This window comes from Serratia sp. Tan611, assembly GCF_905188235.1.
Taxonomy (GTDB): Bacteria; Pseudomonadota; Gammaproteobacteria; order Enterobacterales; family Enterobacteriaceae; genus Serratia_B; species Serratia_B rhizosphaerae.
The window spans coordinates 3,094,744-3,120,925 of sequence record NZ_LR994655.1 but is presented as its reverse complement, the minus strand read 5'-3'; the positions used below and the strand labels follow the sequence as shown (position 1 = coordinate 3,120,925).

27 protein-coding genes are annotated in these 26,182 nt (G+C 58.2%); 9 read left to right on the top strand and 18 right to left on the bottom strand.

Annotated elements, in window-relative coordinates; translation table 11 throughout:
- Positions 1-717: 717 nt before the first annotated feature.
- Positions 718-930, top strand: coding sequence for a transcription antiterminator/RNA stability regulator CspE (gene cspE / locus TAN611_RS14785; RefSeq protein WP_015672942.1), 213 nt, complete (start codon positions 718-720; stop codon positions 928-930).
- Positions 931-1,353: 423 nt separating this feature from the next.
- On the opposite strand, the gene TAN611_RS23550 is transcribed toward cspE, so the two are convergent.
- A complete protein-coding gene (locus TAN611_RS23550; protein WP_238404474.1) occupies positions 1,354-1,539 on the bottom strand; it encodes a hypothetical protein in 186 nt (61 codons plus the stop codon).
- Positions 1,540-2,037: 498 nt separating this feature from the next.
- Between TAN611_RS23550 and dsrB the strand changes: the two genes are divergently transcribed.
- Positions 2,038-2,238 carry a protein DsrB gene (gene dsrB / locus TAN611_RS14775; protein WP_111736829.1) on the top strand — a complete coding sequence of 67 codons (201 nt, stop codon included), beginning with the start codon at positions 2,038-2,040 and terminating at the stop codon, positions 2,236-2,238.
- Positions 2,239-2,474: 236 nt separating this feature from the next.
- Here the strand turns inward: dsrB and rcsA are convergent, their stop codons facing one another.
- Complete coding sequence (gene rcsA / locus TAN611_RS14770) at positions 2,475-3,107, bottom strand: transcriptional regulator RcsA (protein ID WP_105231680.1); 633 nt, start codon at positions 3,105-3,107, stop codon at positions 2,475-2,477.
- A 722-nt stretch (positions 3,108-3,829) separates the two neighbouring features.
- Here rcsA and TAN611_RS14765 point away from each other — a divergent pair.
- Positions 3,830-4,567, top strand: coding sequence for a GNAT family N-acetyltransferase (locus TAN611_RS14765; protein ID WP_203066644.1), 738 nt, complete (start codon positions 3,830-3,832; stop codon positions 4,565-4,567).
- Here the strand turns inward: TAN611_RS14765 and TAN611_RS14760 are convergent.
- Positions 4,554-5,969, bottom strand: a complete 1,416-nt coding sequence (locus tag TAN611_RS14760; protein WP_203066643.1) for a pyridoxal-dependent decarboxylase — start codon at positions 5,967-5,969, stop codon at positions 4,554-4,556. The two genes, TAN611_RS14765 and TAN611_RS14760, sit on opposite strands and share 14 nt — an antisense overlap.
- Positions 5,970-6,073: 104 nt before the next feature.
- Here TAN611_RS14760 and TAN611_RS14755 point away from each other — a divergent pair, with 104 nt between their 5' ends.
- Together TAN611_RS14755 and mgtA are read left to right on the top strand one after the other, a co-directional pair.
- The gene (locus tag TAN611_RS14755; RefSeq protein ID WP_105231677.1) at positions 6,074-6,940 is read left to right on the top strand and encodes a LysR substrate-binding domain-containing protein; all 867 of its coding nucleotides are present in this window, start codon (positions 6,074-6,076) and stop codon (positions 6,938-6,940) included.
- Positions 6,941-7,557: 617 nt separating this feature from the next.
- The gene (mgtA, locus tag TAN611_RS14750; protein WP_105231676.1) at positions 7,558-10,257 is read left to right on the top strand and encodes a magnesium-translocating P-type ATPase; all 2,700 of its coding nucleotides are present in this window, start codon (positions 7,558-7,560) and stop codon (positions 10,255-10,257) included.
- Positions 10,258-10,268: 11 nt separating this feature from the next.
- Here the strand turns inward: mgtA and TAN611_RS14745 are convergent, their stop codons facing one another.
- The 3 genes from TAN611_RS14745 to TAN611_RS14735 form a co-directional block, all read right to left on the bottom strand.
- Positions 10,269-11,042, bottom strand: coding sequence for a DUF3307 domain-containing protein (locus TAN611_RS14745; RefSeq protein ID WP_105231675.1), 774 nt, complete (start codon positions 11,040-11,042; stop codon positions 10,269-10,271).
- Between the two features lie 2 nt (positions 11,043-11,044).
- Complete coding sequence (locus TAN611_RS14740; RefSeq protein WP_105231674.1) at positions 11,045-11,644, bottom strand: hypothetical protein; 600 nt, start codon at positions 11,642-11,644, stop codon at positions 11,045-11,047.
- Between the two features lie 153 nt (positions 11,645-11,797).
- A complete protein-coding gene (locus tag TAN611_RS14735; RefSeq protein ID WP_105231673.1) occupies positions 11,798-11,977 on the bottom strand; it encodes a hypothetical protein in 180 nt (59 codons plus the stop codon).
- A gap of 213 nt (positions 11,978-12,190) precedes the next feature.
- Here TAN611_RS14735 and TAN611_RS14730 point away from each other — a divergent pair, with 213 nt between their 5' ends.
- The 3 genes from TAN611_RS14730 to arsC all read left to right on the top strand — a co-directional run bounded on the left by TAN611_RS14730 (position 12,191) and on the right by arsC (position 14,319).
- Positions 12,191-12,526: a metalloregulator ArsR/SmtB family transcription factor gene (locus TAN611_RS14730; RefSeq protein WP_111736834.1), complete on the top strand. Its 336-nt coding sequence runs from the start codon at positions 12,191-12,193 to the stop codon at positions 12,524-12,526.
- 65 nt (positions 12,527-12,591) lie between these two features.
- The gene (locus TAN611_RS14725) at positions 12,592-13,881 is read left to right on the top strand and encodes an arsenic transporter (RefSeq protein WP_111736835.1); all 1,290 of its coding nucleotides are present in this window, start codon (positions 12,592-12,594) and stop codon (positions 13,879-13,881) included.
- A 12-nt stretch (positions 13,882-13,893) separates the two neighbouring features.
- A complete protein-coding gene (arsC, locus tag TAN611_RS14720; RefSeq protein ID WP_105231670.1) occupies positions 13,894-14,319 on the top strand; it encodes a glutaredoxin-dependent arsenate reductase in 426 nt (141 codons plus the stop codon).
- A 39-nt stretch (positions 14,320-14,358) separates the two neighbouring features.
- Here arsC and benD read toward each other — a convergent pair whose 3' ends face one another.
- The 11 genes from benD to TAN611_RS14665 all read right to left on the bottom strand — a co-directional run bounded on the left by benD (position 14,359) and on the right by TAN611_RS14665 (position 23,919).
- Positions 14,359-15,141, bottom strand: coding sequence for a benzoate diol dehydrogenase BenD (gene benD, locus TAN611_RS14715; RefSeq protein WP_197949849.1), 783 nt, complete (start codon positions 15,139-15,141; stop codon positions 14,359-14,361).
- Positions 15,142-15,151: 10 nt separating this feature from the next.
- Positions 15,152-16,171, bottom strand: a complete 1,020-nt coding sequence (gene benC / locus TAN611_RS14710) for a benzoate 1,2-dioxygenase electron transfer component BenC (RefSeq protein ID WP_105231668.1) — start codon at positions 16,169-16,171, stop codon at positions 15,152-15,154.
- Between the two features lie 12 nt (positions 16,172-16,183).
- Positions 16,184-16,669 (bottom strand): benzoate 1,2-dioxygenase small subunit, encoded by a 486-nt coding sequence (gene benB / locus TAN611_RS14705; RefSeq protein WP_111736838.1) that lies wholly within the window; start codon positions 16,667-16,669, stop codon positions 16,184-16,186.
- A complete protein-coding gene (locus tag TAN611_RS14700; RefSeq protein ID WP_105233414.1) occupies positions 16,666-18,027 on the bottom strand; it encodes a Rieske 2Fe-2S domain-containing protein in 1,362 nt (453 codons plus the stop codon). The genes benB and TAN611_RS14700 overlap by 4 nt, the downstream gene beginning before the upstream one ends.
- A gap of 89 nt (positions 18,028-18,116) precedes the next feature.
- Positions 18,117-19,046 carry a catechol 1,2-dioxygenase gene (gene catA / locus TAN611_RS14695; RefSeq protein ID WP_105231666.1) on the bottom strand — a complete coding sequence of 310 codons (930 nt, stop codon included), beginning with the start codon at positions 19,044-19,046 and terminating at the stop codon, positions 18,117-18,119.
- Between the two features lie 135 nt (positions 19,047-19,181).
- Positions 19,182-19,472: a muconolactone Delta-isomerase gene (gene catC / locus TAN611_RS14690; RefSeq protein ID WP_105231665.1), complete on the bottom strand. Its 291-nt coding sequence runs from the start codon at positions 19,470-19,472 to the stop codon at positions 19,182-19,184.
- Between the two features lie 13 nt (positions 19,473-19,485).
- A complete protein-coding gene (locus TAN611_RS14685; protein WP_203066642.1) occupies positions 19,486-20,601 on the bottom strand; it encodes a muconate cycloisomerase family protein in 1,116 nt (371 codons plus the stop codon).
- A 3-nt stretch (positions 20,602-20,604) separates the two neighbouring features.
- Positions 20,605-21,363, bottom strand: coding sequence for a 3-oxoadipate enol-lactonase (gene pcaD, locus TAN611_RS14680; protein WP_203066641.1), 759 nt, complete (start codon positions 21,361-21,363; stop codon positions 20,605-20,607).
- The gene (pcaF, locus tag TAN611_RS14675; RefSeq protein WP_203066640.1) at positions 21,363-22,565 is read right to left on the bottom strand and encodes a 3-oxoadipyl-CoA thiolase; all 1,203 of its coding nucleotides are present in this window, start codon (positions 22,563-22,565) and stop codon (positions 21,363-21,365) included. Before pcaF ends, pcaD begins: the two co-directional genes overlap by 1 nt.
- Positions 22,543-23,223 carry a 3-oxoacid CoA-transferase subunit B gene (locus tag TAN611_RS14670; protein WP_111736841.1) on the bottom strand — a complete coding sequence of 227 codons (681 nt, stop codon included), beginning with the start codon at positions 23,221-23,223 and terminating at the stop codon, positions 22,543-22,545. Before TAN611_RS14670 ends, pcaF begins: the two co-directional genes overlap by 23 nt.
- A gap of 9 nt (positions 23,224-23,232) precedes the next feature.
- A complete protein-coding gene (locus TAN611_RS14665; protein ID WP_203066639.1) occupies positions 23,233-23,919 on the bottom strand; it encodes a 3-oxoacid CoA-transferase subunit A in 687 nt (228 codons plus the stop codon).
- A 241-nt stretch (positions 23,920-24,160) separates the two neighbouring features.
- On the opposite strand from TAN611_RS14665, the gene TAN611_RS14660 reads away from it, so the two are divergent.
- Complete coding sequence (locus TAN611_RS14660) at positions 24,161-24,994, top strand: IclR family transcriptional regulator C-terminal domain-containing protein (protein WP_105231659.1); 834 nt, start codon at positions 24,161-24,163, stop codon at positions 24,992-24,994.
- 35 nt (positions 24,995-25,029) lie between these two features.
- Here the strand turns inward: TAN611_RS14660 and TAN611_RS14655 are convergent, their stop codons facing one another.
- Complete coding sequence (locus tag TAN611_RS14655; protein WP_203066638.1) at positions 25,030-25,995, bottom strand: Dyp-type peroxidase; 966 nt, start codon at positions 25,993-25,995, stop codon at positions 25,030-25,032.
- Between the last annotated feature and the right edge of the window lie 187 nt (positions 25,996-26,182).

Sequence of the window (26,182 nt, the reverse complement as noted above, 5' to 3'; positions counted from 1 at the left end):
CGAGGGAGGCAAACCGGGGCGTTTCCCCGGTTATTCATCGATTAACGGTCGTTTGGACGCACCAAACTGCTTTTTTTAACGTTTTTGAAGTGTTTATACATCGCAAAGCCTGCGACGCCAGCCAAACCGGCCAAGAGTAGTAAGTATTCAGTCGCCATAACGTGACCTCGGTAAAGTGCCCTGGAAGGGGCATATTTGTGACGGAAGTCACTCTGAACAGCAATGAGAAGATTCCTGAAGCGCGGGGCCGGGATACGGGGATAAAAAAAGCGCCTATAGGGAGGCGCATAAAATTTACAACACAGCTTGTAGTGTCCATCACCAGGAGGAGTGGTGAACTTATTGTTATTTTATGGTCTTGTTCGGTGAGACGATATAGGGATAACTCTGAAAGCAGTCGTCGGCAATATATCTGTAAAAATAACGAACAGTGCGCTAAAAACGCGCATAAGGCGTGAAATATGAACAAATGATGTTCTTTGGCGTCGTCAATGACGAAAAGAGTTGCTATTAAATGCCCATCGTGCGTTAATGCAGTTGGCCTGTGGTACAGACCTATTTATGCACGACATTTTGAGTAAAGTAGTTCAATTTTAGAGCGTTATCCCTGATAGCCTTCTTTGACGAATTTCCTTTCCGGTGCCTCCATAAGTAACTGATAACCGGCTATTAAACGCTGCCAATGGCGGCTAACATATTTTATTAAAGGAAATCGACATGTCCAACATGATCAAAGGTCAAGTGAAGTGGTTCAACGAGTCTAAAGGTTTTGGTTTCATCACTCCTGCAGACGGCAGCAAAGACGTGTTCGTACACTTCTCTGCAATCCAGGGTAACGGCTTCAAAACTCTGGCTGAAGGCCAGGACGTTCAGTTCTCTATCGAGAACGGCGCTAAAGGTCCATCTGCGGCTAACGTTACCGCTATCTAATCGGCATCCACGCTGATTAACTAAAAACCCGCCAAGGCGGGTTTTTTTGTGTCTGGTGGAAAAGACTTTTTGTTGGATGATGAGCACACTCTCTAGTGGCGCTTCGCATAACCAATCGATCGCCTGCAGGCCAAGCCTGTAAACTTGGGAAGTCGAATCCAACCCCTGCTTCACCGTGGTTACTCGGTATACTCACTGCGATAAATTTCGACACTCACTAAATTTAATTCCGTTGATTGATAAAAAGATACGACATCTTTGCTGTGTGGAGAGCGCCAGCATTCAGCTTCTGTCTGGCATTGCTTCTGTGGCTCATAACCTTCAGAAGTCAGGTAGTCGCGAATCTTGCTGGTATCGGTTGTGCCGTTGAACTGTATACCAAATACAAACGCCTGCGGACCACTGATATTGCTATAATTAAACTCATAATTTTTTGAAATTTTGGTATTTTTTTAGCAGGTCCGGTGTGTAATATTCATACTGCCGCGTATCTTGTTCGGTATAGTGGGCGCTGCTGGCAAATTCCATCTTCACGTATGGCAAGACCGCTGTCAGTACCATACCGGCGGCTAATATTACGCCCATCGCTACAGCTACACTTTTTCTCACAGACCACTCCTGTTGTTGTCGGCACCTAAAACTATAAAGGTTTTATCATGCTGGGGAAGCATCACATTCCCAGACTGAAAGTCGCTATAAGGAACGACCGTGCGCATAAACGAGGGAAGAACGCTTTTATACGGTTTAGCGTTAGGAAATAATCTGCACCAGTATGCATCCGTTGCGCTACGATAATCATTTAAGGTGTTGTATAACTATTTGTTTTTATTATGATTAATGTGGGCATTGCCGGGTTTGAAAATGAGATTTGCCGATGAAAAAAAGCCCGCCGGTGCCGGCGGGCAAAAGTTCCTTGTTACTTCTTCATTTGCAGGCACCTCTCTGGGGGGAGATACCGTGATACAGACTACCCGTCGGCGGTGTAAGATTCTGCTGGCAGAGTGTTAAGAATGCGAAAAGTCATGGCGACAGATAAAATAGTGGCCGGATGCCAGGCAGTGGCGCACGGTGTTATACACTGAGAGCAACGAATGAGGAGAGTTAGCGATGAAAGTCAACGATGTGGTAACGGTGAAGACCGACGGCGGCCCACGGCGCGAGGGAACCATTCTGGCGGTGGAAGTTTTTAATGAGGGGACGATGTATCTGGTGGCGCTGGAGGATTACCCGGCTGGCGTGTGGTTCTTCAATGAAATCGACAGCCGTGACGGCACCTTCGTTGAGCCGCGCAATCCGGAAAAATATTAGCTGCGCTGACCAGTTGTGCTGGCCGGAAAGTAGTTTTGTCGGTTATTTTCACTCTGCGTAATGATAACTTGCGTATCTGTATGTCAGCACAGGCGGCGATAAAAATGAATAACCCGCTGCGGCAAAAAATGTCGCAGTCAGGCGTTTCATATTTAGTGGCGAAATACGTTGCTATACGTAATCTGATGGTTATTTAAACCTGCTTATCGCCGATTGTTGCGGTGATATTCTCGCCATTAGCGGCTATTAACAAATATTCCGCTGGTCAGCGTATCGGTTAAACGCACCACGTGATAGATGATCTGTTTATTATGCGTTTTAATCTTGCGCTTGATATTCCCTTTATGAGAAGAGACCGTTTTTGCTTTAATTTGCATCTGGTCGGAGATCTGGATTGTACCTTGCCCAGACATCCACATACGCAACATATTCGATTCGGTTTGGCTTAGCGTGACCGGCGTTTGATCGAGAGCGGTTTTTTCAGAGCGGGTTGCCGGCTTGCGTTCCAGGTAGTGGCTCAACAGCTGGTTCATCGTCTCCGGTTTGATGGATTTTGACGAGATGATGACATTTTTACGAACATATAAGTAATCGTCAAAATGCACATTGGTGATGGCCATAAAGATGAAGAACAGCGTATCCGGATGTAGTGAGATCACCCGTTTAATGCGTTCCGTTGCGTTGCTCTCATGGATGAAACAGTCTTCGTTAATAAATACCAGACTGGGTTTCAAACGTGTGCACTTTTCGTGCAGATTATCAATGTCGGTCGCGGCGTTTATTTGCCGTTTTTTCACACCGTTCGATGTCAGGTAATCCGTTAGACCCAATCGCGTATAGCTGCATGAGTCCATGATGATCGTTGGCATAGTTGCACCCCCACTTAAATCCGTTTTACCGCGGTAATAATGAGAAAAAGCCTGAAAGCCAAAAAGGCAAAAAAATCAAAATATCACTAATTAAGAATGTTCTACCAACAAAAGCGAAACGGCTCAATGATATTTTCTGACTAACCTTATCAAACAGATGAATTCATAAGTTTGGCTTAAGTCAGCACAAGGCTTCACCAATGCCTCCAGAGCACCACACATGCTCTACAGCCTAAGGCATCTTAAGCACCGCTCGCCTGTTCATTGAGTCTGTTTATCATGTCACGATTTTAAATTTCAGATTGCTAGGAAAATTCTTAAAAAAAATTCATGTGTTGTTTTTTTGACTGATAACCGTCCATTTTTTATGCGCATTTTGCCTTCCCGATCGTTGTTTGTAGGGGAAAATTCCTATAATTCACTATGTTAGCATGGCTCATCGTATTGTTGAGAATGGTAATCTTTTCATTTTGTATCATTGTGCTTCTTTGCTTGTCACATTTTTTTAATATTTTCGGTGTATTTTTCGTTCCGCAATGCGATATGGAACAAAGAATTAGCGCTTTGTTGATGATTCGTTAATGGAAAAGTGACGAGGGAATACCTACCTATTGGTTTTTCTGAACTATTGCCGGCGAAATTTTCTGCGTAGCGCTTGCGTCCTATGGGCGTTCCGCTTAGTTTGCTTGAGCTAACCAATTTACTGGGAGAGGTCAACGACGATGGGGAATAACCTGTTTGGTCAATGTGTCGGCGATGCGTTACCCGCGTGGCAGCCAGCCGGAGAACCGGGAGCACAGACGCTGTCCGGGCGTTTTTGCCGGCTGGAGCCGCTGGATATCCAGCGCGATGCCGCAGCGCTGTTTCAAGCCTATCAACTGGCTGAAGATGGGCGCGACTGGACTTACCTTCCCTATGAACGTCCGCAAACGCCGGATGAATTTACCCGTTATCTGCAAAGCCAGGCTCAGGCCGGCGATCGAAAAACCATGACGGTGATCGATCAGCGCAGCGGCAGAGCGCTTGGCACCTGCGCTTTTATGCGTATTGACCGGGCCAATGGCGTGGTTGAACTGGGCATGATCAACTGGTCGCCGCGGATGCAGCGCCAGGCGAGCGGCAGCGAAGCGATTTTTCTGATGCTGCGTCACGTCTTTGACGATCTGGGCTATCGCCGCTGCGAGTGGAAATGCGACCAGCTTAATGCGCCGTCGCGTGCGGCGGCACTACGCTTTGGCTTTAGCTTGGAAGGCACCTTCCGCCAGGCCGTGGTGGTTAAGGGGCGCAACCGGGATACCGACTGGCTGTCAATGCTGGACCATGAGTGGCCGCAGCGTCGTGCTGCCTTTAACGCCTGGCTCTCTGCCGGCAACATTGACGATGATGGCCGGCAAAGGCAGCGGCTGCAGGCGTTTGCCACGTGGCATGCAGACCATTCTGCTGTAGTCAGTTCGCTGTAAACCGGCATGCCCGCAACGAATCCAGCGCCAGTGCGATATCGCTTTCTTCGGTCATCCAGTTAACCAGCGCGGCGCGGATCGCCGGCTGGCCCTGATAGTGGGTGGCGGTACAGCGTATAATGCCGTGCCGATCGAGCCGCGCCAAAAAGTTATCGCGCTCCGCTTCTGCGTCGCCGCTGATTCCCGTCAGTGCGAAACACACCACGTTAAGGTTGACCGGCGCCAGCAGACAGAATCCCTCACTGGCCGTCAGGCCATCGCCCAACTGTTTAGCCAGCAAGATATTGCGTTCAACCATATCGCGTATACCATCGCGGCCATAGGCTTTCAGCGCCATCCACAGCGGCAGCGCGCGAAAGCGCCTTGAGTTTTCGGGCGTCAGGTGCAGGTAATGATCCGGGCGCAGGGCCGGCGCTTCCATATAAGCCGACACGTTCTGGAACACCTGCATCTGCAACGCCAAATGACGGGTAAACTGGATGGCGCTGTCATAGGGCACGTTCAGCCATTTATGGGCATCGACGGTGATGGAATCCGCCTGTTGCCAGCCTTCCAGTAATGGGGCGTAGGCGGGGGAGCAGGCGGCGACGCCGCCGAATGCCGCATCGACATGCAACCAGAACCCGTAGCGTTCGCGCAGCGCCAGCAGACGGGAAATATTGTCGAACGCCGTGGTATTCACCGTACCGGCGCTGGCCAGTACGATGGTCGGCGTGGCCGGGTGTGCGGCCAGATGGCGCGCCAGCGCATCGGGGTCGATGGCTTCCGAATCCGGCAGGGGGGCTATAGGCACCAGAGCATCACGGCCGATGCCCAGCATGCCGAGCGCTTTCTCACTGCTGGAGTGGGGGTTGGCGGCCAACACCTGCACCGCGCCCAGCGCCGCCACGCCCTGCTGCGCCACGTTGATGCCGCGCTGGGCGCCCAGCCATTGGCGGCCAATCGCCAGTCCGCAAAAATTGGCCATCGTTGCGCCGCTGACCAGGCTGCCGCTGAATGTCTTCGGCAGGCCGAGTAAACTTTTTAGCTGTTCAATCGCTGCCAGCTCGATGGCGGCGGCTACCGTGTCATGGCTGAGCAGGCTGTTTTGGTCGAAAACGCTAACCAGCCAGTCGCCGGCCAGCGCGGCGGGCGTGGCGCCGCCGGTGACAAAACCAAAGTAACGTGGTCCGGCGCTGGCGGAAAGGCCGTCGGCATAATGTTGCCAAAAGTGCTCCAGCGCAGCCTGGGCGCCTACGCCCTCTGCAGATAAGCGATCGTCGCCGAGCTTGAGTTGCTGCGCTGCCGCCGGCGGGCAGACGGGGCGTTCATTCAGGCCGGCCAGAAAGGTTTCGGCCAGCCGGCGGGTGTGATCAAGGATCAGTGGAAAGCGGGTTAAATCTTGTTGCAGCGTTGGGTGCATTATCGGCTCCGGGTCAGAGTGGAGAGTGTTAAGCGTAGAGTAAACAGGTTGTCAGCCGGTGAAAATCGAGAAAGAATGACGCTTTTGGATAGAAGGGCTAACCAGTGAAATTTGACCGCTTGCCTCTGCAGTGTTTGCCGACCTTTATTATCGCCGCGCGGTTGGAAAATTTGCGCGCTGCGGCGCTACAGGTTCATCTGACGCATGGGGCCGTCAGTCAGCAGATTCGGCAGCTGGAACAGGCGCTGGGATACCGGTTATTTGAACGTCGCGGTCGCGGCGTACGCCTAAACGGTGCCGGTCGCGAGCTGTTGGCGGCCGCAGAGCCGGCGATGCAAGCGCTAGAGCAAGGGGTCTTGCGGGCGCGCGCCGTTGCTGCCGGTCAGGGGTTGCGCATCAGCGTATTGCCGTCATTTGCCCATTATTGGCTGCTGCCGCGTCTGCCCGCGTTTCAGGCGGCGCATCCGGATATCGTGTTGGATATTGACGCCTCCCTGACGGTGCAGGATTTGGCCCACCAAGGATTTGACGCGGCGGTTCGCATCGGCGCTGGCGAATGGCGCGGCGTGCAGGCGCAGCGGATTGCTGATGGTGACGTTATTCCGGTTGCGGCTCCTGACCTGGCGCAGCGCTGGCAAGCGGCGCTGTTGCAAGGTGGCGAAGAACTGCCGTTACTGGAGCATGATGTGACGCCGTGGCGTACATGGTTTCAGGCAAGGGGAAGGGAGGCGTGCGGGCAAACGCTGGCGCTGTTCAATGATGCGGGGCTGCTGCTGCGCGCCGCAGAGCAGGGGTTTGGTATTGCATTGGTGAAGACCCTGCTGGCCAGGGATATGCTTGCCGCCGGCAGGCTGGTTGCGTTGGCTGATGCCTGGCGGCCGGAAGGCGTCGATTACTACCTGGTCTGGCCGCAGGCCAATGATAACCCTGCCGTGCAACGGCTGCTGGCGTGGCTGCAGCAACAGCTGTGACGGCCGTTTCCGGCAGATTATCGGCGCCGGTAATTATTTCGCCGTCAGGTTGACGCTTCGTTTAATAAAACCTGCTTTACTTAATAATTCCGCATTATTATACTTCGTGCAAAATCTATCAGGAGAAATTAATTGGACAGTTTTAGTTGCGATAAAATAAACAAGGCAAGCTGAACTATCTTCTTCTGATATGTTGCTTGCCGACTTTGGCGGGCAGCACCTTCCCAGTATTCCTGTGTTGTGCATTCCCGAATAATAACGCCGTATCCACCGCCTGCGCGTCGTGGATGATTGAATTCGGATATCGATATGGCACTTTTCCGCTTCAGCCTGTTCCCTCCAGGCCTCCTTTCGCACCTGCGCTGAGCATCGCTCGGCGTGCGTCCGGCCATGCTCTGCGCAGTCCGGCCGGTTCATTCTGATCAATGTGCTTCACCCGCTGGGTGATAAGGAGGCGTCATGGACGATCATCCCGGATTTTTATTGTCTGCATTACCGGCGGAATAACATTCACGTCGGGTAAGTCTTATTAAATAAAATTCTTTCTGCGTAACGTCGTTAATTTATTTTCGGCGGAGGAACCCTTGTGCGCAGAATAAAAATAAGAGCATAGCATTATGACTTATTTCAGCAACAAAACTCATCGCCGTCCGCAGGGGCATGAGTCGTATGCCATCGCGCAAGAGGCGACAAACAGCATTGACCAGACGTTGGCGCAGCTTAACTGTAATCGTCTTGGTTTGACGCAGGACGATGCGCAGGAGCGGCTCGCCTATTACGGGGCAAATCAGGTCGCTCATGAAAAAGCGCCGCATGCGCTGTGGCAGTTGGTCAGCGCTTTCAATAACCCGTTTATTTTTGTGCTGATGGTATTGGCGGCGATCAGTTTCTTTACCGACTACTGGCTACCGGCCCAGCAGGGTGACGAAACCGATCTGACCGGTGTCAGCATCATCTTGATTATGGTGGCGCTGAGCGGTTTGCTGCGCTTCTGGCAAGAGTACCGCACCAATAAAGCGGCGGAGGCGCTGAAAAGTATGGTGCGCACCACCGCGACGGTGCTGCGGCGCAGCAGTTTCAGCGCCCAGTCGCTGGTGGTGGAAATTCCGCTGCGTGAGCTGGTGCCGGGGGATATTATCCAGCTGTCGGCCGGCGATATGGTGCCGGCGGACGTGCGGCTGCTCAGCTCGCGCGATCTGTTTATCAGCCAGGCTATTCTGACGGGGGAAGCGATTCCGATTGAAAAATATGACACGTTGGGAAGCGTCAGCCAGAAGTCCTGCGATGCCGAGGCCGCCAGCGAAAGCGAGCTGCTCGAGATGGCCAATGTTTGCCTGATGGGCACCAACGTCGCCAGCGGCACCGCCAGCGCGGTGGTGGTGGCCACCGGCGGACAAACCTATTTTGGTTCGCTGGCAAAATCGATCGTCGGCAGCCGGGCGCAGACGGCGTTTGACCGTGGGGTCAACAGCGTCAGCTGGCTGCTGATCCGCTTTATGCTGGTGATGGTGCCGGTAGTGCTGCTGATTAACGGTTTTACCAAGGGCGACTGGGGGGAGGCGGCGCTGTTTGCGCTGGCGGTCGCCGTCGGCCTGACGCCGGAAATGTTGCCGATGATTGTCAGCTCTAACCTGGCAAAAGGCGCTATTGCCATGTCACGGCGTAAGGTCGTGGTTAAACGGCTTAACGCCATCCAGAACTTTGGCGCGATGGACGTGCTGTGTACCGATAAAACCGGCACCTTGACGCAGGATCGCATCATTCTCGAGCATCACCTGGACGCCAGCGGCGCTTCGGATAGCCAGGTGCTGCATCTGGCCTGGCTGAACAGCTTTCACCAGAGCGGCATGAAGAACCTGATGGATCAGGCAATCGTGCGTTTTGGCCGCGGTAAGACGGGCATAGAGGCCCTGGGGCGTTACAGCAAGGTGGACGAACTGCCGTTTGATTTTATCCGCCGCCGCCTGTCGATCGTGGTGCAGGACGAACGGCAGCAACAGTTGCTGATCTGCAAAGGGGCGGTGGAGGAGATGCTTGCTATCGCCAGCCATGTGCAGGAGGGCGACTGCCGGGTTACGTTGGATGAGACGCGTCGTGCGGCGCTGCTGGCGCTGGCCAATCAATATAATGAGGACGGCTTCCGCGTACTGCTGCTGGCGACGCGCGAACTGGGCGTACAGGGCTGCACGCTGCCGCTCAGCGTGGAGGATGAGCGCGATCTGGTGATCCGGGGGCTGCTGACATTCCTGGATCCGCCGAAAGAAAGCGCGCAGGCGGCGATCGGCGCGCTGCAGGAACATGGTGTGGCGGTGAAGGTGCTGACCGGCGATAACCCGGTGATTACCTGCAAAATCTGTCGCGATGTCGGGCTGGAGCCGGGGGTGCCGCTTTCCGGGCCGCAAATCGAGCTGATGGACGATCGTCAGCTGGCGCAGGAGGTGGAGCTGCGCACCGTGTTCACCAAGCTGACGCCGCTGCAAAAGTCCCGCGTACTGAAAATGCTGCAGGCGAATGGCCACACCGTCGGTTTTCTCGGCGACGGCATCAATGACGCCCCGGCGCTGCGCGATGCCGACGTGGGTATTTCGGTAGACAGCGGCACCGATATTGCCAAGGAGTCGGCGGATATCATCCTGTTGGAAAAAGACCTGATGGTGTTGGAGGAAGGGGTCATCAAGGGGCGCGAGACTTTTGGCAATATCATCAAATATCTGAATATGACTGCCAGCTCCAACTTCGGCAATGTGTTCTCGGTACTGGTCGCCAGCGCGTTTATTCCGTTCCTGCCGATGTTGGCGATTCATCTGTTGATTCAGAACCTGATGTATGACATCTCACAGCTGTCGCTACCGTGGGACAAAATGGATAAGGAGTTTCTGCGTAAGCCGCGCAAATGGGATGCCAAAAATATCGGACGCTTTATGATCTGGATTGGCCCGACGTCGTCGATTTTTGATATGACCACCTATGCGCTGATGTGGTTTGTGTTTGCCGCCAACAGCGTTGAGCATCAGGCGCTGTTCCAGTCGGGCTGGTTTATTGAAGGGCTGCTGTCGCAAACGCTGGTGGTGCATATGCTGCGTACCCAGAAGATTCCGTTTATCCAGAGTACGGCGGCACTGCCGGTGCTGCTGATGACCGGGCTGATCATGGCGATTGGCATCTATATTCCGTTCTCGCCGCTCGGCGCCTGGGTGGGTTTGCAGCCGTTACCGTGGGAGTATTTCCCGTGGCTGGCGGCGACGCTGGTCAGCTACTGCGTGGTCGCGCAGCTGATGAAGCGCTTCTATATCCGCCGGTTTGGCGTCTGGCTGTAAGCGGCGGTCGGTTACCATAACAGGGTAATCAGCAGCCCCAGCATAATCGTCAGGGTGAAAGAAAACAGCGTACCGAGCATCACATACTCGGTACGCATTTTATCGTCGCTCTGTCGCAGATCGCCAAAGCGGAAAATAGATTTGGCCGCCAGCAGAAAGCCAATGGCCGGAATATGCCCCAGCAGCACAAAGGTCAGGATCAGCGTTCTTTCCAGATAGCCGATCTGTTTGCCGGCGCGCAGCAAAGAATCGTTGTCCGTCTTGGCGTTCGGCTGCATCTGCGGCGTCCAGCTTGCCAGCAACTGCCCGATCAGCAGCCCCATCGGCATATAAATCAGCCCGTATCCCAGCGCCGCCAGGCCGACGCGCCAGCCGTCGAAACGCTGCCATAACGCCTCGAACAGCGTAGCGACATGCGGCACGATTGCCAGCCACAGCAGAATAATCACCAGCAGATGCAGGCCCTGATCCAACAGGAAGCTTGCCGCCGGCTTCATCGGCGCCATCAGCGTCACCTTGGCCAGATCAATCACGTAGTGACTGATGCCGACCACCAGCAGCGCCAGCAGCACATCCGCCGACGAGACGCCGCCGTGCAGCAGACCGAAGCCGGCAACGGCCCAGGCCGCCACGACGCCGTGCAGCAGGGCGTGCAGCAGTAAAAAACGCGACCGGTGGCGGTATTGAGCCTTATCCTGCACCCAGGCGCGCGGTTGCAAAGGGAAGTCCGCCAGCAGATGGAGCACCAGCAGCCAGATCAACAGTGGCGCATAGGTTAAAGCCATACTTAAATGATCCTGTTAATTGCATCAATGAACCGGATAATTTCATCATAGGCCGCGCGTTTGAGCGTTGCGGAGACGGTTGACGCTGCCTTGCGCACCGCGGCGGCCGCTTGCGCGTTGGTCGTTGTCAGCATGCGTGCCTGGACGACCTGCGCTTCTGCCTGTGACAAACGGCTGAGGGTATGATCTAGCATCGGTAGCAGATCGCTGACAATGGCATTGGCGCGTTCATTGTCAATTTTCAGAGCCAGCCTGCAATTTTTTGTCATCAGGTCCAGCGCGTTGCCGGAATTGAGGAAGGCGCTGCCGTAACCGTCGCCCCGGCCCCGGCGTTTGCCCAGGCCGACGGCGATGCGCGCGTCCCAGAGCGCGGCATCATGTTGCGCTTTTAAGGCGGTACGCAGGTAGACGGCCAGCCACAGGCCGGACTCGGGCTGGCCCACGGCCTGAAAGGCGTCGCCGCGAAAAATTTCAAACTGCGTCAGCAGGCCGGCCTGTTGAAGCGCCGTGAGTTCGGTGCGTAACTGCGCGATGTAACGTGGGGTGTCAACACGTCGTGAGTTGACGAGATCGCCGGTGATAACGCTGATTTGCGCTTTCATAGTAGGCTGTCCAGAAAAAGAACGGACATTTAAATTCGCATCTGAAGGCGAATTTGTCAATTATTCGTACTCAGATGCGAATTTTTATGATATTCGTATCCAGAGACGAATTTTATGTATGGAAAATATGAGTAAATCCAGGCGTACCAAGCTTCAGAAGCTTTTCATCATCACTTCACGCGGCTGTTCTGCGCCATACTTGAGCAGATGTTCGAATGACTTTTCCGTCTGCTTAAGCTGCTGCAGGAATGCCTGCGGCGAGAGATCGTGCTGTTTGCCGCTCATATAGGCTAATGCCAATTCTTTGGCCTGATAACGTGAAAAATTGTACATGGCGCCCCCCTTGGCGATGTCTGGTTGTCAGTGCGGCGATTGTAGAGTGCTGCTTAGAACATGAACAGCGGCTTTACCGTATCGATTCGATAGCTGAAACTTTCACGATGTGCGGCGCGGCCGCTCAATAACATATGAATTTCCATATATGTTGTTGACAGCGTGTCGTGCAGGGTTAAGATTGGCCGGGCAATGGGATAAGGAGCCTGCGGAATGATGCTGACGCCATTACAACTGTTTAAAAACCTGTCGGACGAAACCCGACTGACGATGGTGCTGCTGTTGCGGCAGGCTGAAGAGCTGTGCGTGTGTGAACTGGCGGCGGTTTTAACGCTGCCGCAGCCTAAAATCTCCCGTCATCTGGCGATGCTGCGCGCAAGCGGCCTGCTGCTGGACCGCCGTGAGGGCAAGTGGGTCTATTACCGGCTTTCGCCGCATATGCCGGCCTGGGCGGCGGGCATTATCGAGCAGGCTTACCTTAGTCAGCAGGAGCAGGTGAGCAATCTGGCAAAACGCGCCGCCGCGGACGGGCGGACGGTGTGCCGCTAACGTAAAAATTTTAACTTTTCATATTTGAAATTTCGAATATGAAATCCAAGAGACAAGGAGTACGTATGTGGCTGGCGGGCGCGATTTTTATCCTGACCATCGTATTGGTTATCTGGCAGCCGCGGGGGCTGGGCATCGGCTGGAGCGCCTCGTTGGGCGCCGTTCTGGCGCTGCTGAGCGGGGTGGTGCAGCTTGGCGATATTCCGGTGGTGTGGCACATCGTCTGGAATGCTACCGCCACCTTTATCGCGGTGATTATCATCAGCCTGCTGCTGGATGAGTCCGGCTTTTTTGAGTGGGCGGCGCTGCACGTTGCGCGTTGGGGTAAAGGACAAGGGCGGCGGCTGTTCAGCTATATCGTGCTGCTGGGGGCTACGGTGGCGGCGCTGTTCGCCAATGACGGCGCGGCGCTGATCCTGACGCCGATAGTGATTGCCATGCTGCTGGCGCTGGGGTTTGGTCCGGCGGCGACGCTGGCGTTTGTCATGGCCGCCGGCTTTATTGCCGACACGGCCAGCCTGCCGCTGGTGGTTTCCAATCTGGTGAACATCGTCTCGGCAGACTTCTTCCAGCTTGGTTTTAATGACTATGCGGCGGTGATGGTGCCGGTGAATATCGCCGCCATTATCGCCACGCTGGCGATGCTGCACCTGTTTTTCCGCAAGGATATTCCGGCCCGTTACGATGTGGCGCTGCTGAAGGCGCCGCATGAGGCCATTCGCGATGTGTCGACTTTCCGCGCCGGCTGGGGCGTATTGCTGCTGTTGCTGGTCGGTTTTTTTGTGCTGGAGCCGCTGGGCGTGCCGGTCAGTCTGGTGGCGGCGGTGAGCGCGCTGGTGCTGTTGCTGGTGGCGAAAAGCGGCCGGACGATCGCTATCGGCAAGGTGCTGCGTGGCGCGCCGTGGCAGATTGTGATTTTCTCGCTGGGGATGTATCTGGTGGTATACGGCTTGCGCAACGCCGGGCTGACCGATCTGCTGTCGGCAGTGCTGAACCGCCTGGCGGAACAGGGGCTGTGGGCGGCGACGTTGGGCACCGGTTTTATCACCGCTTTCCTGTCTTCGGTGATGAACAATATGCCGACGGTGCTGATCGGCGCGCTGTCGATTGACGGCAGCAGCGCTGGCGGCGTGATTAAAGAGGCGATGATCTACGCCAACGTGATCGGCAGCGATCTGGGGCCGAAGATTACGCCGATTGGCAGCCTGGCGACGCTGCTTTGGCTGCATGTGCTGGCGCGCAAGAATATCAATATCACCTGGGGTTACTATTTCCGCGTAGGTATTGTCATGACGCTGCCGGTGTTGTTCGTGACGTTAGCCGCCCTGGCGCTGCGTTTGTCGGTCTCATCGTAAAAAGGGGCAACCATGAAAACGATCACCATCTACCATAATCCGGCCTGCGGCACGTCGCGCAATACGCTGGCGCTGATCCGCAACAGCGGCGTCGAACCGACGATCGTACTGTATCTGGAAACACCGCCGAGCCGTGACGAACTGTGCCGGCTGATTGCCGATATGGGCATCCCGGTGCGGGCATTGCTGCGCAAGAACGTCGAGCCGTATGAACGGCTGCAACTGGCGCAGACGCACTGGCGTGATGAACAGCTGATCGATGTTATGCAGCAGCAGCCGATACTGATTAACCGGCCGATCGTGGTGACGCCGCTCGGCACCCGGCTGTGCCGGCCGTCGGAGGTGGTGCTGGATATCTTACCGGACGCGCAGCAAGGCGAGTTTATCAAGGAAGACGGAGAAAGGGTGGTTGATGAGCACGGGCGGCGGCGGCGTTAGAGCGGGACGGCAGAGCGGAGGCCCGCTCTGCCGGGTCTGTCAGCCTAAATCGCCGCCGGCCACCGGCAGCACGGTGCCGTTAATATAGCTGGCCGCGTCGCTGGCAAGGAATAAAATGGCGGCGGCCTGTTCGTTTACCGTGCCGTAGCGGTGCATCAGGCTGCTGTTTAGGGTCTGATCGACCACCTGCTGATACCACGCCTCCTCCTGCGGTGTCGGCGTTTCCCGGTTGCGCGGCGTCAGGCGCGGCGGCGCTTCGGTGCCGCCCGGCGCGGTGGCGTTGATGCGGATGCCGGCGTCGGCGTACTCAAACGCCAGCGACCGGGTGAGCGCATTCACCCCGCCTTTGGCGGCCGAATAGGGCACCCGGTTGACGCCGCGGGTGGCGACCGAAGAGACATTGACGATCGCGCCGCCGCCCTGCGCCAGCATGTGCGGCAGCACGGCGCGGCAGCCCCACAGCGTCGGGAACAGCGAACGCTGAATCTCCGCCTCAATCTGCGCCGGCGCATACTCGGCGAACGGCCGCGCCCAGATGGTGCCGCCGACGTTGTTCACCAGTATATCCAGCCGGCCGAAGCGTTGCTGCGCCTCATCGATGGCCGCCTGCGTCTCCTCCCAGCGTTCCAGATCGGCATGAATCGCCAGCGCGTCGCAGCCCAGCTCCCGCAGCGCTGCGGCCGCCTCCTGCAGATAGGGCGCGCGGTCGATCAGCGCCAACTTCGCGCCTTCCCGCGCGGCCTGTTCAGCGACCGCTTTGCCGATCCCCTGCGCCGCGCCGGTGATGACCATTACCTTGTTGCTAAAACGTTGCTGTAGCATCAGCGACTCCTTACGCCGTCTGACTGGGGGCGAATTTTTCATAGTGGAAACTGGCCGGCGTGAAGGCGCGCTGACGGAAGTCGTGCAGCACCGCCTCGACCATCGGCGGCGGGCCGCACAGGTAGACGTCCACATCGCCGTCGTGCAGCTGGCTGTCATCAAGATGCTGGGTGACATAGCCTTTGCGCGCCGCCTGCGAGGCGTCGCTGGCGACGCAGGTCAGGTAACTGAAATCGCTCAGCCGTGCGCGATAACTGTCCAGCTGTTCCAGCTTCACCAGATCGCAGTCGTGGGTGACGCCGTAGATCAGCCGCACCGGCTGCCGGACGTCGTCCTGCGCCAGTTGCTCCAGCATCGACAGAAAGGGCGCCAACCCGGTGCCGCCGGCGAGGAACAGCAGCGGCCGCGTCACGCTGCGCAGATAAAAGCTGCCCTGCGGGCCGTGCAGACGCACTTTATCGCCGGGGCGCGCCCGGCCGCTCAGGTAGCTGCTCATCATGCCGCCCGGCACATTGCGCAGCAGGAACGACAGCCGGGGCGCGTTGGGCAGGGAGCTGAACGAATAGGCGCGGCGGGCGTCGCTGCCCGGCACTTCAATGTTGACGTACTGGCCGGGCAAAAAGGCGACGCCGCCGTGGGCGTCATCCAACTGCAGGCTGAACTCAATCGCGCTGTCCGACAGCGCGGTGGCGCTTACCACGCTGGCGGAAAAGGTTTCGCAGCCGGTTTTACACTGCGTGGAGGCCATCGGCACGTCGATCACGCAGTCGGACTGCGGCACCATCTGGCAGGTCAGCACCTGGCGTTGTCCGGCTTCCTCTGCGGAGAGGGCGTCATCCAGGTAGTCATCGCCCAACTGGTAGTCGCCCTGTTCGCAATGGCATTTACAGCTGCCGCAGACGCCGTCGGCGCAGTCCATCGGCAGATTGACCTGCTGGCGATAGGCGGCGTCGAGCACGGTCTCATCGGGATTGCACTGGATAAAACGGCTGACGCCGTCCTCAAAGTTAAGCGCAACGGTATAGCTCATCATCGCCTCCCATTAAACATGGTAAATATCAATCACATGACTGATGTAGTCGTTATTGAGACGGATCGTTTTGCTCAGGATCTGCGGCTGTTCGCCGCCAAGCGCGATGCGGCAGCGGCAACTGCCGAAAAACAGATCGGTTTTCTGATAGCGGTGGCTGTAGGTGCTCCAGTTGTAGCGTACGTCCACTGCATCCGCCGTTTCGCCGATCAGCTCCACGTTGCTGATATGGTGGGTGGTGCGCGGTTCCGGCGTGCTGGCCGCTGAACGCTCGGTCTTGATGCGGTAGACGCGGTCTTCCAGCCCTTCGCGGTTCGGGTAGTAAATCAGCGATACTTCGCGCTGCGGATCGCGGGTGAGCCGGTCATCCTCGCCCCAGGAGGGCATCCAGTACTCGACCTGCGGGCTGTAGCACGCCAGCCACTCATCCCACTGGCGGTCATCCAGCAGCCGCGCCTCGCGGTATAAAAACTGCTCAATACGTTGTTGCTGGCTCATGACTGCACCTCGGTGTCGTTCAGGCTGCGCAGCAGGGTCTGCTGCCAGTGATGGTGGTGGGGGACATACAGCGCTTCATCCTCGGCGCGCACGCCGCTCATCAGCGGCCGGATCGCCATCGCCTGCGCGTTGTCGTCGGGGCCTTCCAGCCAGCGCGTGGCCCCGCGGCTGATATCGCTCCAGGGCATGTTGCCGGCGAGATAGCCCTGCTGGCAGGCGCGGAACTCTTCCAGATCGTCCGGCGTGCCCATGCCGCTGACGTTAAAGAAGTCCTCATACTGGCGGATGCGCAGGGCGCGATCCTCGGCGCTTTCTCCCTTCGGCGCGAAGCAGAAAGTGGTGACCTCGGTTTTATCCACCGCGATGGGGCGCATCACGCGAAGCTGGGTGGAGAACTGATCCATCAGGTAGAGGTTGGGGTAAATGCACAGGTTGCGGGTATGGTTGACCATAAAATCGGCGCGCGTCTCGCCGAAGCGGTCGCTCAGGCGGCGGAAGTGTTTGAATACCGGCCGCACCTCCGGGTTCAGCGCCCGGGTCCACAGCAGCATATGACCATGTTCGAAGCCGTAGACGCCGCCGGTGCTTTTCGACCAGCAGGTGGCGTCCAGCGTCTGGGTACTGCTGGCGTCGTGGCTGCGGCGCGACATGGTCGAGACATAGTTCCAGTGCACCACGCTGACGTGATAGCCGTCGACGCCGTTTTCCATCTGCAGCTTCCAGTTGCCGTCATAGGTATACGAGGAGGCGCCGGTCAGCAGTTCGATGCCGTCTTCCGCCTGATCGACAATCAGGTCCAACACCTGCCGGGTATCGCCCAGGTATTCCTCCAGCGGCAGCACCTTGTCGCTCAGGCTGCCGAACAGAAACCCTCGGTAAGAGGCAAAGCGCGGCAGGTGCTTGAGATCGTGCGAGCCGGCCTGTTTGAAGCACGGGGGATAGCCGCCGCTCTTTTCGTCTTTGGCCTTGAGCAGATTGCCGGCGTTGTTAAACGTCCAGCCGTGAAACGGACAGGTAAAGGTGGCTTTGTTGCCCTTTTTGCGGCTGGCCAGCATCGCACCACGGTGCGAGCAGCTGTTGATCATCGCATGCAGTTCTCCCTGCTTGTCGCGGGTAATGATCACCGGCTGGCGGCCCATCGTCAGGGTATAATAGTCGCCCGGCTCGGCGACCTGGCTTTCGTGCGCCATATATACCCAGTTGCCTTCAAAAATAGCCTTCATTTCCAGTTCAAATATCGCCGGGTCGGTAAATATGCCGCGGTGACACTGGTAGACGCCTTGCTCTTTATCTACCCGCAATGCATTTTTTATTTTCTGTTCCAGCGTGGAATAAATAGCAGTTGTTGATGAGTTCATACTAATGACCTCGTTAATCACGTTGCGTAGGGTGCCCTGGGGAAATTTATTCCCCATGGCGCAGGTATTATTGTTGTTCTTTTTCCGGTTTAACTTTCCAGCGCGCGCGGGCGTTTAATTCGCTGTTCCTCTGCGCTGTCGCCGGCGGCGTAAATCATGAAATCAAAGCGGATTTCGGTATGTTCGCCGGGCAGATCGCGCTGTGCGGCCAGCGCCGGATCACTGATTTTGATCGGATCGGCGATCAGTTCATCGCGGGTAGCGAAGGCAAAATCGTCCCACAGGTAGCGGTCGCCGTTCAGGTTGATCTGAGTGGTGAGGTGCTTGTGGCCGGGAGCGGAAACAAAAAAGTGGATATGCGCCGGCCGGTTGCCGTGGCGGCCAAGGCGATCGAGCCAGGCCTGCGTCGGGCCGTCCGGCGGGCAGCCGTAACCGGAGGGCAAAATACTGCGCACCGCGTAGCGGCCGTCGGCGTCGGTTTGCACCCGGCGACGCAGGTTGTAATTGCTCTGCGACTTATCGAAGAACGAATAGTTGCCCAGCGTATTGGCGTGCCAGATATCGACGATGGCGCCGGCCAGCGGGCGGCCGTGCTGGTCGCTGACCTGGCCGTGCAGCCACATGACTTCGCCGCTGTCCGTACCGTCGTCCATCCGTGCGTAGCCGTCGCTCAGCGGCGCATTGGCGACATACAGCGGCCCTTCGATGGTACGCGGCGTGCCGCCGTTCAGGCCCTGCTGGCGTTCTCGCGCGTCCTCACGCATATCCAGATAGTGCTCCAGCCCCAGGCCGGCCGCCAGCAGCGCCGCTTCCTGACGGCCGCCGAGCTGATGCAGATAGTTAATCGCCCGCCAAAACTCTTCGGCGCTAATATCAAAGTCGTCGATCAACTGACAGATATTACCCAGCAGCTGGCGGGTGATGGCTTTAAAACGCGGATCGCCGTCGTTTCCGGTTAAACCGCTGCTGATATCCAGCAGCTTGCTGACGTCTTCAGACTGATTGAAGGATACGGACATTGCAGACTCCTCATTATAATAGAGCCGTAAATAACGGCGATGGCCGGCAGCGGCGCATCGCAATTATTCGGGCTGAGCTCGGGTTTACGGCGCCGAAAATAACCGGCTAACCCGTGGAGATGAATTATTTCTGCTTTATTTATCGTCGTCGTAAATGGATGACGGATGCCGGCACAAGGCCTCAATATGCATTTCCATATACGGGAACAGCGGCAGCGCCGATAAGATATCGTGCAGTTCGCTATTACTTTCCACGTCAAAGATACTGACGTTGGCGTATTTTCCCGCCACGCGCCAAAGGTGGCGCCATTTTCCCTGCGTCTGCAGCTCTTGCGCATAGCGCTTTTCACGCAGTTTGATCTCATCGGCGACGGCGGCCGGCATATCGGACGGCAGTTGCACGGACATTTCAACTTTGAACAACATCAGGCAGGCTCCTCTAGGTGCGCTGATAAAAACGCAGTTTGTCTTCATCGACCTCAATGCCGAGGCCCGGGCCGTCCGGCAGCGTGACCTGTCCGTCGGCGAAATTCAGCGGTTCGGCGATGATGTCGTCTTTTAGCAGCAGCGGACCGAACATTTCCGTTCCCCAGGCCAGCTTCAGCGTTGACCAAGCGTGCAGCGACGCCACGCTGCCGATGCTGCCTTCCAGCATGGTGCCGCCGTACAGCGCGATGCCGGCCGCATCGGCGACGTGCGCCAGTTTCAGCGCCTGCGCCGGGCCGCCGGCCTTGGCGATTTTCAGCGCATAGGCGCCGCGGAAACCGCCGGCGGCCAGCGCGTAGCCGTCATGGGCGTCGGCTACCGCTTCATCGGCCAGAATCGGCAGGGTGAACCGTTGACTCAGCTGCGTCAGCGCGGCGCGGTCCCACAGCGCCACCGGCTGCTCCACCAGATCGATGCCGATTTCCTGCAGCGCAGTCATGCCGCGCACCGCGCTGGCGGCGTCCCAGGCCTGATTGACGTCAACCCGGATACTGGCGTCGGCCCCCAGCGCCCGGACGATCGCCGCGGTGTGGCGCAGGTCGTCGGCCAGCGGTCTGGCGCCGATCTTGAGTTTAAAGGCGTTATGGCGGCCTTCCGCCAGCAGGCGCTGCCCCTCGGCGATATCGCGCTCGGTGTCGCCGCTGGCCAGCGTCCACAACACCGGCAGCTGCCGGCTCTGCGCGCCGCCGAGCAGGGTGCTGAGCGGCTGACGCAGCGCTTTGCCCTGCGCGTCGAGAAACGCGGTCTCCAGCGCCGATTTGGCAAAGGTATTGCCTTTGACGCTGGCGTTCATCAGATTGACCAGCGGCGTCAGGCCGTCAAACTGCTGGCCGGTCAGCAGCGGCGCCAGATAGGTATCGATGGCGGACTTGATCCCTTCCGGGCTTTCCGGGCCGTAGCTCAGGCCGCCGATGGTGGTGGCTTCGCCCCAGCCGACCAGGCCGCCCGCACAGGTGAGGCGAACGATGGTCAGCGTCTGGCAGCCCATGGTCGCCATCGACAGTTTGTGCGGCCGGATGGTGGGAATATCCAGCAGCCAGCTTTCAATGCGTTCAATACACAGCGTCATGGGTTATACCTCTGTCAGAAAGTCGAGTACGCGGTGGGCGAACAGCGCCGGACACGCAATATTGCTGATGTGCGAGGCGGGCAGGGTCGCCAGTTCGGCCTGCGGCGCGTTCGCCAGCAGGAAGCGTGCGTCGTCCGGCGTGGTGACCGGATCCAGCTCGCCGGCGATCGCCAGCATCGGCTGCGGCATGTGGCGGACTTCGGCCCGCAGATCCGCCTGCGCCAGCGCGTCGCAGCAGGCGGCATAACCGGCGGCGTTGCCCTGCGCCAGCTGCGCGGCCAGTGCCGCCACCTGCTGCGGTTCGCGGCGTTGGAATTCCTCGCTGAACCAGCGCGCCGGCGACGCGGCGGCAATCTCCGCCAGGCCGTCACGGCGCACCGTTTGCGCGCGCTGATGCCAGCCTTCGGCTTTGCCGATGCGCGCGGCGCTGTTGGCCACCACCAGCCGCTGCAGGCGCTGCGGCTGATAGCGGTTGAGCCACAGGCCGGTCAGCCCGCCCATCGAAATGCCGCAGAAATGGGCGCGTTCAACGTCCAGGCTGTCGAGCAGGGCGACGACATCGCGGCCAAGGATCTCCAGCGTCAGCGGGGCGGCGGGCAGCGGCGTTCCGCCGTGGCCGCGCTGGTTATAGCGCAGCACGCGGAAATGGGCGGTAAAGAGCGCCATCTGCGGCTGCCACAGATCCAATGTAGTACCCAGCGAATTGGACAGCACCAGCAGCGGCGCGCCGGCCGGGCCGTCAAGGCGGTATTCAATCTCCATCACACCCTCTCGATAATCATGGCGATGCCCTGACCGACGCCGATGCACATGGTGCACAATCCGTAGCGTCCGCCGCTTTGCTGCAGCTGATAGGCGGCATTCATCACCAGCCGGCCGCCGGAGGCGCCCAGCGGGTGGCCGAGAGCGATGGCGCCGCCGTGCGGGTTAACCTGCGGCGCATCGTCCGGCAGCGACAGGGCGCGGGTCACCGCCAGCGCCTGCGCGGCGAAGGCCTCATTCAGCTCAATCACGTCCATCTGTTCGAGGCGCAGGCCGGCGCTTGCCAGCACTTTACGCACCGCCTGCGCCGGGCCGAAACCCATAATCGACGGCTCGATGCCGGTGACCGCGCTGGCGACGATGCGCGCCAGCGGCTGCAGGCCGTGCCGGCGCATACCGCGTTCGCTGGCCAGCAGCAGGGCGCAGGCGCCGTCGTTCAGCCCGGAGGCGTTACCAGCGGTGACGCTGCCTTGCGGATGCACCACCGGCTTGAGTTTTTCCAGCGCCGCACGGCTGGTGGCGCGCGGGTGTTCATCGCGGCTGAAGCTCAGCGCCTCGCCTTTTTTCTGCGGAATGGTTACCGCGATCAACTGGCTGGCGAAGAAGCCGCTTTCCTGCGCGGCGGCGGCGCGCTGCTGGCTGCGCAGGGCGAAGGCGTCCTGATCCTGCCGGCTGATGCGGAACTGCTCCGCCACGTTTTCGGCGGTTTGCGGCATGGAGTCGACGCCGTACAGCGCTTTCATCTGCGGGTTGATAAAGCGCCAGCCCATGGTGGTGTCTTCCAGCCGCATGGCGCGGCTGAAGGCGCTTTCCGCTTTGCCCATGACGAACGGCGCGCGCGACATGCTCTCGACGCCGCCGGCGATCAGCAGGTCGCCTTCACCGCTTTTAATCACGCGCGCCGCCATTGCCGTCGCATCCAGGCTGGAGCCGCACAGACGGTTGACGGTGCAGCCGGGTACGGAAACCGGCAGCCCGGCCAGCAGCAGCGCCATGCGCGCCACGTTGCGGTTGTCCTCGCCGGCCTGATTGGCGCAGCCGAGCAGCACATCGTCCAGCGCGCTCCAGTCCAGCTGCGGGTGGCGTTGCTGCAGCGCCTGCAGCGGCAGCGCCGCCAGATCGTCGGCGCGGATCCCGGCCAGGCTGCCGTTCAGCTTGCCGAACGGGGTGCGCACCGCGTCACACAGATAAGCGTGAGTCATCGTGTTGTTCTCCGTGTTGCAGGGCAAAAGTCAGCTCAACCGGGGTGACCTCCTGGAGCTGGCGTGGCGTCAGGCCGGCAAAAATCTCGCGCACCACCAGCCCGTGGTCGGTGACGTCGATCACCGCCAGGTCGCTGTAGATGCGGGTAATGCAGCCGACGCCGGTCAGCGGATAGCTGCACTCTCTGACGATTTTGCACTCGCCTTTTTTGGTCAGGTGTTCGGTCATCACATACACCTGACGCGCGCCGATCGCCAAATCCATCGCGCCGCCGACCGCCGGGATTGCCCCCGGCGCGCCGGTGCTCCAGTTGGCCAGATCGCCCCGTTCCGACACCTGATAGGCCCCCAGCACGCAGATATCCAGATGGCCGCCGCGCATCATGGCGAAGGAGTCGCCGTGGTGGAAAAAACAGCCGCCCGGCAGCAGCGTCACCGGCTGCTTGCCGGCGTTAATCAGTTCGGGGTCTTCTTCTCCGGCCGCCGGCGCCGGCCCCATGCCGAGGATGCCGTTTTCACTGTGTAAAAAGATCTCTTTATCGGCGGGCAGATAGTTGGCGATCTGGGTCGGCATGCCGATGCCCAGATTGACGTAGGCCCCTTCCGGAATATCACGCGCGATACGTTCGGCCAGCTGTTGATGCGTCAGTTTTGACATGATGGTTCCTCAGGCCGAAAGCCGTTGTGGGGTGGACGGTGCGCTGACCACGCGCTGCACGAAAATCCCCGGCGTGATCACCGCTTCGGCATCCAGCTCACCCAGGGGCACCAGATGATTGACCTCGGCAATGGTGCAGCCGGCGGCCATCGCCATGATCGGGCCGAAGTTGCGGCCGGTCTGGTTATAGACCAGATTGCCCCAGCGGTCGGCGCGCTCGGCCCGGATCAGGGCAAAATCGGCCTTCAGCGGCAGTTCGAACACATAGTGCCGGCCGTCGATTTCGCGCACCTCTTTATCTGTCGCCAGCTGGGTGCCGTAGCCGGTCGGGGTATAAATACCGCCGAGGCCGGCGCCGCCTGCCTGAATGCGCGCCGCCAGGTTGCCCTGCGGGATCAGCTCCAGTTCCAGCTCCCCACGCCGGTAGAGGTCGTCAAACACCCAGGAGTCGGACTGGCGCGGGAATGAGCAGATGATTTTGCGTACGCAGCCGGCTTTCAGCAGCGCCGCCAGCCCGAAATCGCCGTTGCCGGCGTTGTTGCTGATTACCGTCAGGTTACGCGGGCGTCGGCGGATCAGGGCGTCCAGCAGGGCATAAGGCTGGCCTGCCGGACCGAAGCCGCCCACCATCACGCTGGCGCCGTCGGGAATATCGGCAACGGCGGCGTCGGTGGACTGCACGCTTTTATTAATCATTTCTTCTCCTTGGTAGGCTGATTCTTTAACGCCATATGGCCTGGCTTGAATTCAACTTAGGGGAGGAAAAAATCACCAGCAAGTGCGAATATCAGATCTTTGTGCGATTATCGGACGGTTTGTTATTTTGATGTTAATTTTGTGATGCAGCTAACTAATTCACCCATTTGCTGTAGCAGGTGGTTGCATACGCTGACGTAAGACGCTATTTGCATGATTATTAACGAAAAGGAGAGGCGGAATGAGCGATATGCCGGAATTAGGCGACGGCGAACTGCAGCGGCTGCAGGAGATCGGCGAGCTGAGCAATGATAAATATAAGGGCGACCCCAACTTTATGGCGTCGCTGGCGCGCGGGCTGGAAGTGCTGCAGGCTTTCAAGCCGCAGTATTCGCAGATGTCGGTGTCGGAAATCAGCCAGATTACCGGCATTCCGCGCGCGGCGGTGCGGCGCTGCCTGTACACGCTGAAGGCGCTGGGGTTTGTGCACTGCCCCGACGGCCGCCACTACCGGCTGCTGCCGCGGGTGTTGACCCTGGGGCACGCCTATCTGTCCTCTTCGGAACTGGCGAAGGCGGCGCAGAATTCACTGGATTACCTGAGCAAGCAGCTTAATCAGTCCTGTTCGGTGGCGACGCTGGACGGCGACAATATCCTGTATATCGCCCGCGCCTCGGTAAAGCGCATTATGACTATCGATCTCGGGCGCGGCAGCCGCCTGCCGGCCTATGCCACGTCGATGGGGCTGGTGCTGCTCAGCGCGCTGGATGAAGCGCAGCTGGAGGCGTATTTGTCGCGGGTGACGCTGGAGCCGCTGACGGCGCATACCGTCGTCAGCGAGGCGCAGCTGCGCGAACAGCTGGCCCGGGTGCGGCGCCAGGGCTATGCGATTAACGACCAGCAGTTGGAGATTGGCCTGCGTTCCATCGCGGTGCCGATGCATTCGCGCAAAGGCGGCGTGGTGGCGGCGATGAACGTCGGCGTCAATGCCTCGCAGGTGTCGGCGCAGGAGCTGCGTGAGCGCGTGTTGCCGCTGCTGCAGCGCACGGCGATGGAGCTGGCGCTGCTGCTGTAGAGGTTAACTTTTTATGGCATACGCCGTTACCGGAATCAGTGCAGGTTGACGGGGAGCGTGCGCGTTGATAACTGCTCCAACAGCGTCGCCGACGGAATAAAGAACAGGCTGCCGGTCACCGCGTGGCTGAAGTCGAGCAGCCGGTCGTAATTGCCCTCCGGCCGGCCGATAAACATGTTTTCCAGCATCTGTTCAATCGGTTCCGGCGAGCGCGCATAGCCGATAAAATAGGTGCCGAATTCACGCATGCCCGGGCGGCCGAACGGCATGTTGTCACGCAGGATTTTCACCTCGTTGCCGTGTTCATCTTCAAGGGTGGTGAGGGAACTGTGGGAGGAGGAGGGTTTCACATCGTCGTCCAGTTCAATATTGGACTGTTTATGGCGGCCGATAATACCTTCCTGCTGCTCCACGCTCAGGGCGTTCCAGCCCGTCATATCGTGCAGATACTTTTGCACCAGCGCGTAACTGCCGCCGCTAAACTCGGCGTCTTCTTCGCCAATCACCGTAAAATCAACGGCTTCTCGGCCTTCCGGGTTTTCCGTACCGTCGACGAAGCCGATCATCGCGCGTTGATCGAAATAGCGGAAGCCGTGCACTTCATCAACCACGCTGACGGCGTCGCCCAGTTTGTCCAGCAGCTGGGTCGCCAGTTCAAAACAGAGATCCATATCATCGGCGCGAATATGCAGCAGAATATCCCCCGGCGTGGCGACGGCGACGCGTCCGCCGGCGCCTATTTCGCGGAACGGGTGCAGTTGCGCGGGGCGCGGCTGGCCGAACAGCGTATTCCAGGCGCCGGAGCCGAAGCCGCAGACGCAGGATAATTTTCCGGCCGGCGCTCTTTTCCCGACCGAACGCACCAGCGCAGCGACGTCGGCGCACCAGTCGCGTACCGTATCGTAGTGTTCAGGGGCGGGGTTAAGGGTGGCGACAATAAAAATGGCGCTGCGCGTTATCGGGCTAAAAACTGCTTGTGAATCATAATTATGGTTGTTCATGAGTCCTTTGCCGTAAAAGTGAGAATGCCACTGATATTTTAGAAGTAAAAAGTAGCGAGCGCCAAAATCGTCACGATATCGATTGGATATTTCCCCACATCATGAGCTTCAGATTGTTTCCTTTAAATACAGTGAGATAGGTCGATATTGTGTGTGATAGACCGTATCTATTGCGCCATAAAGTTAA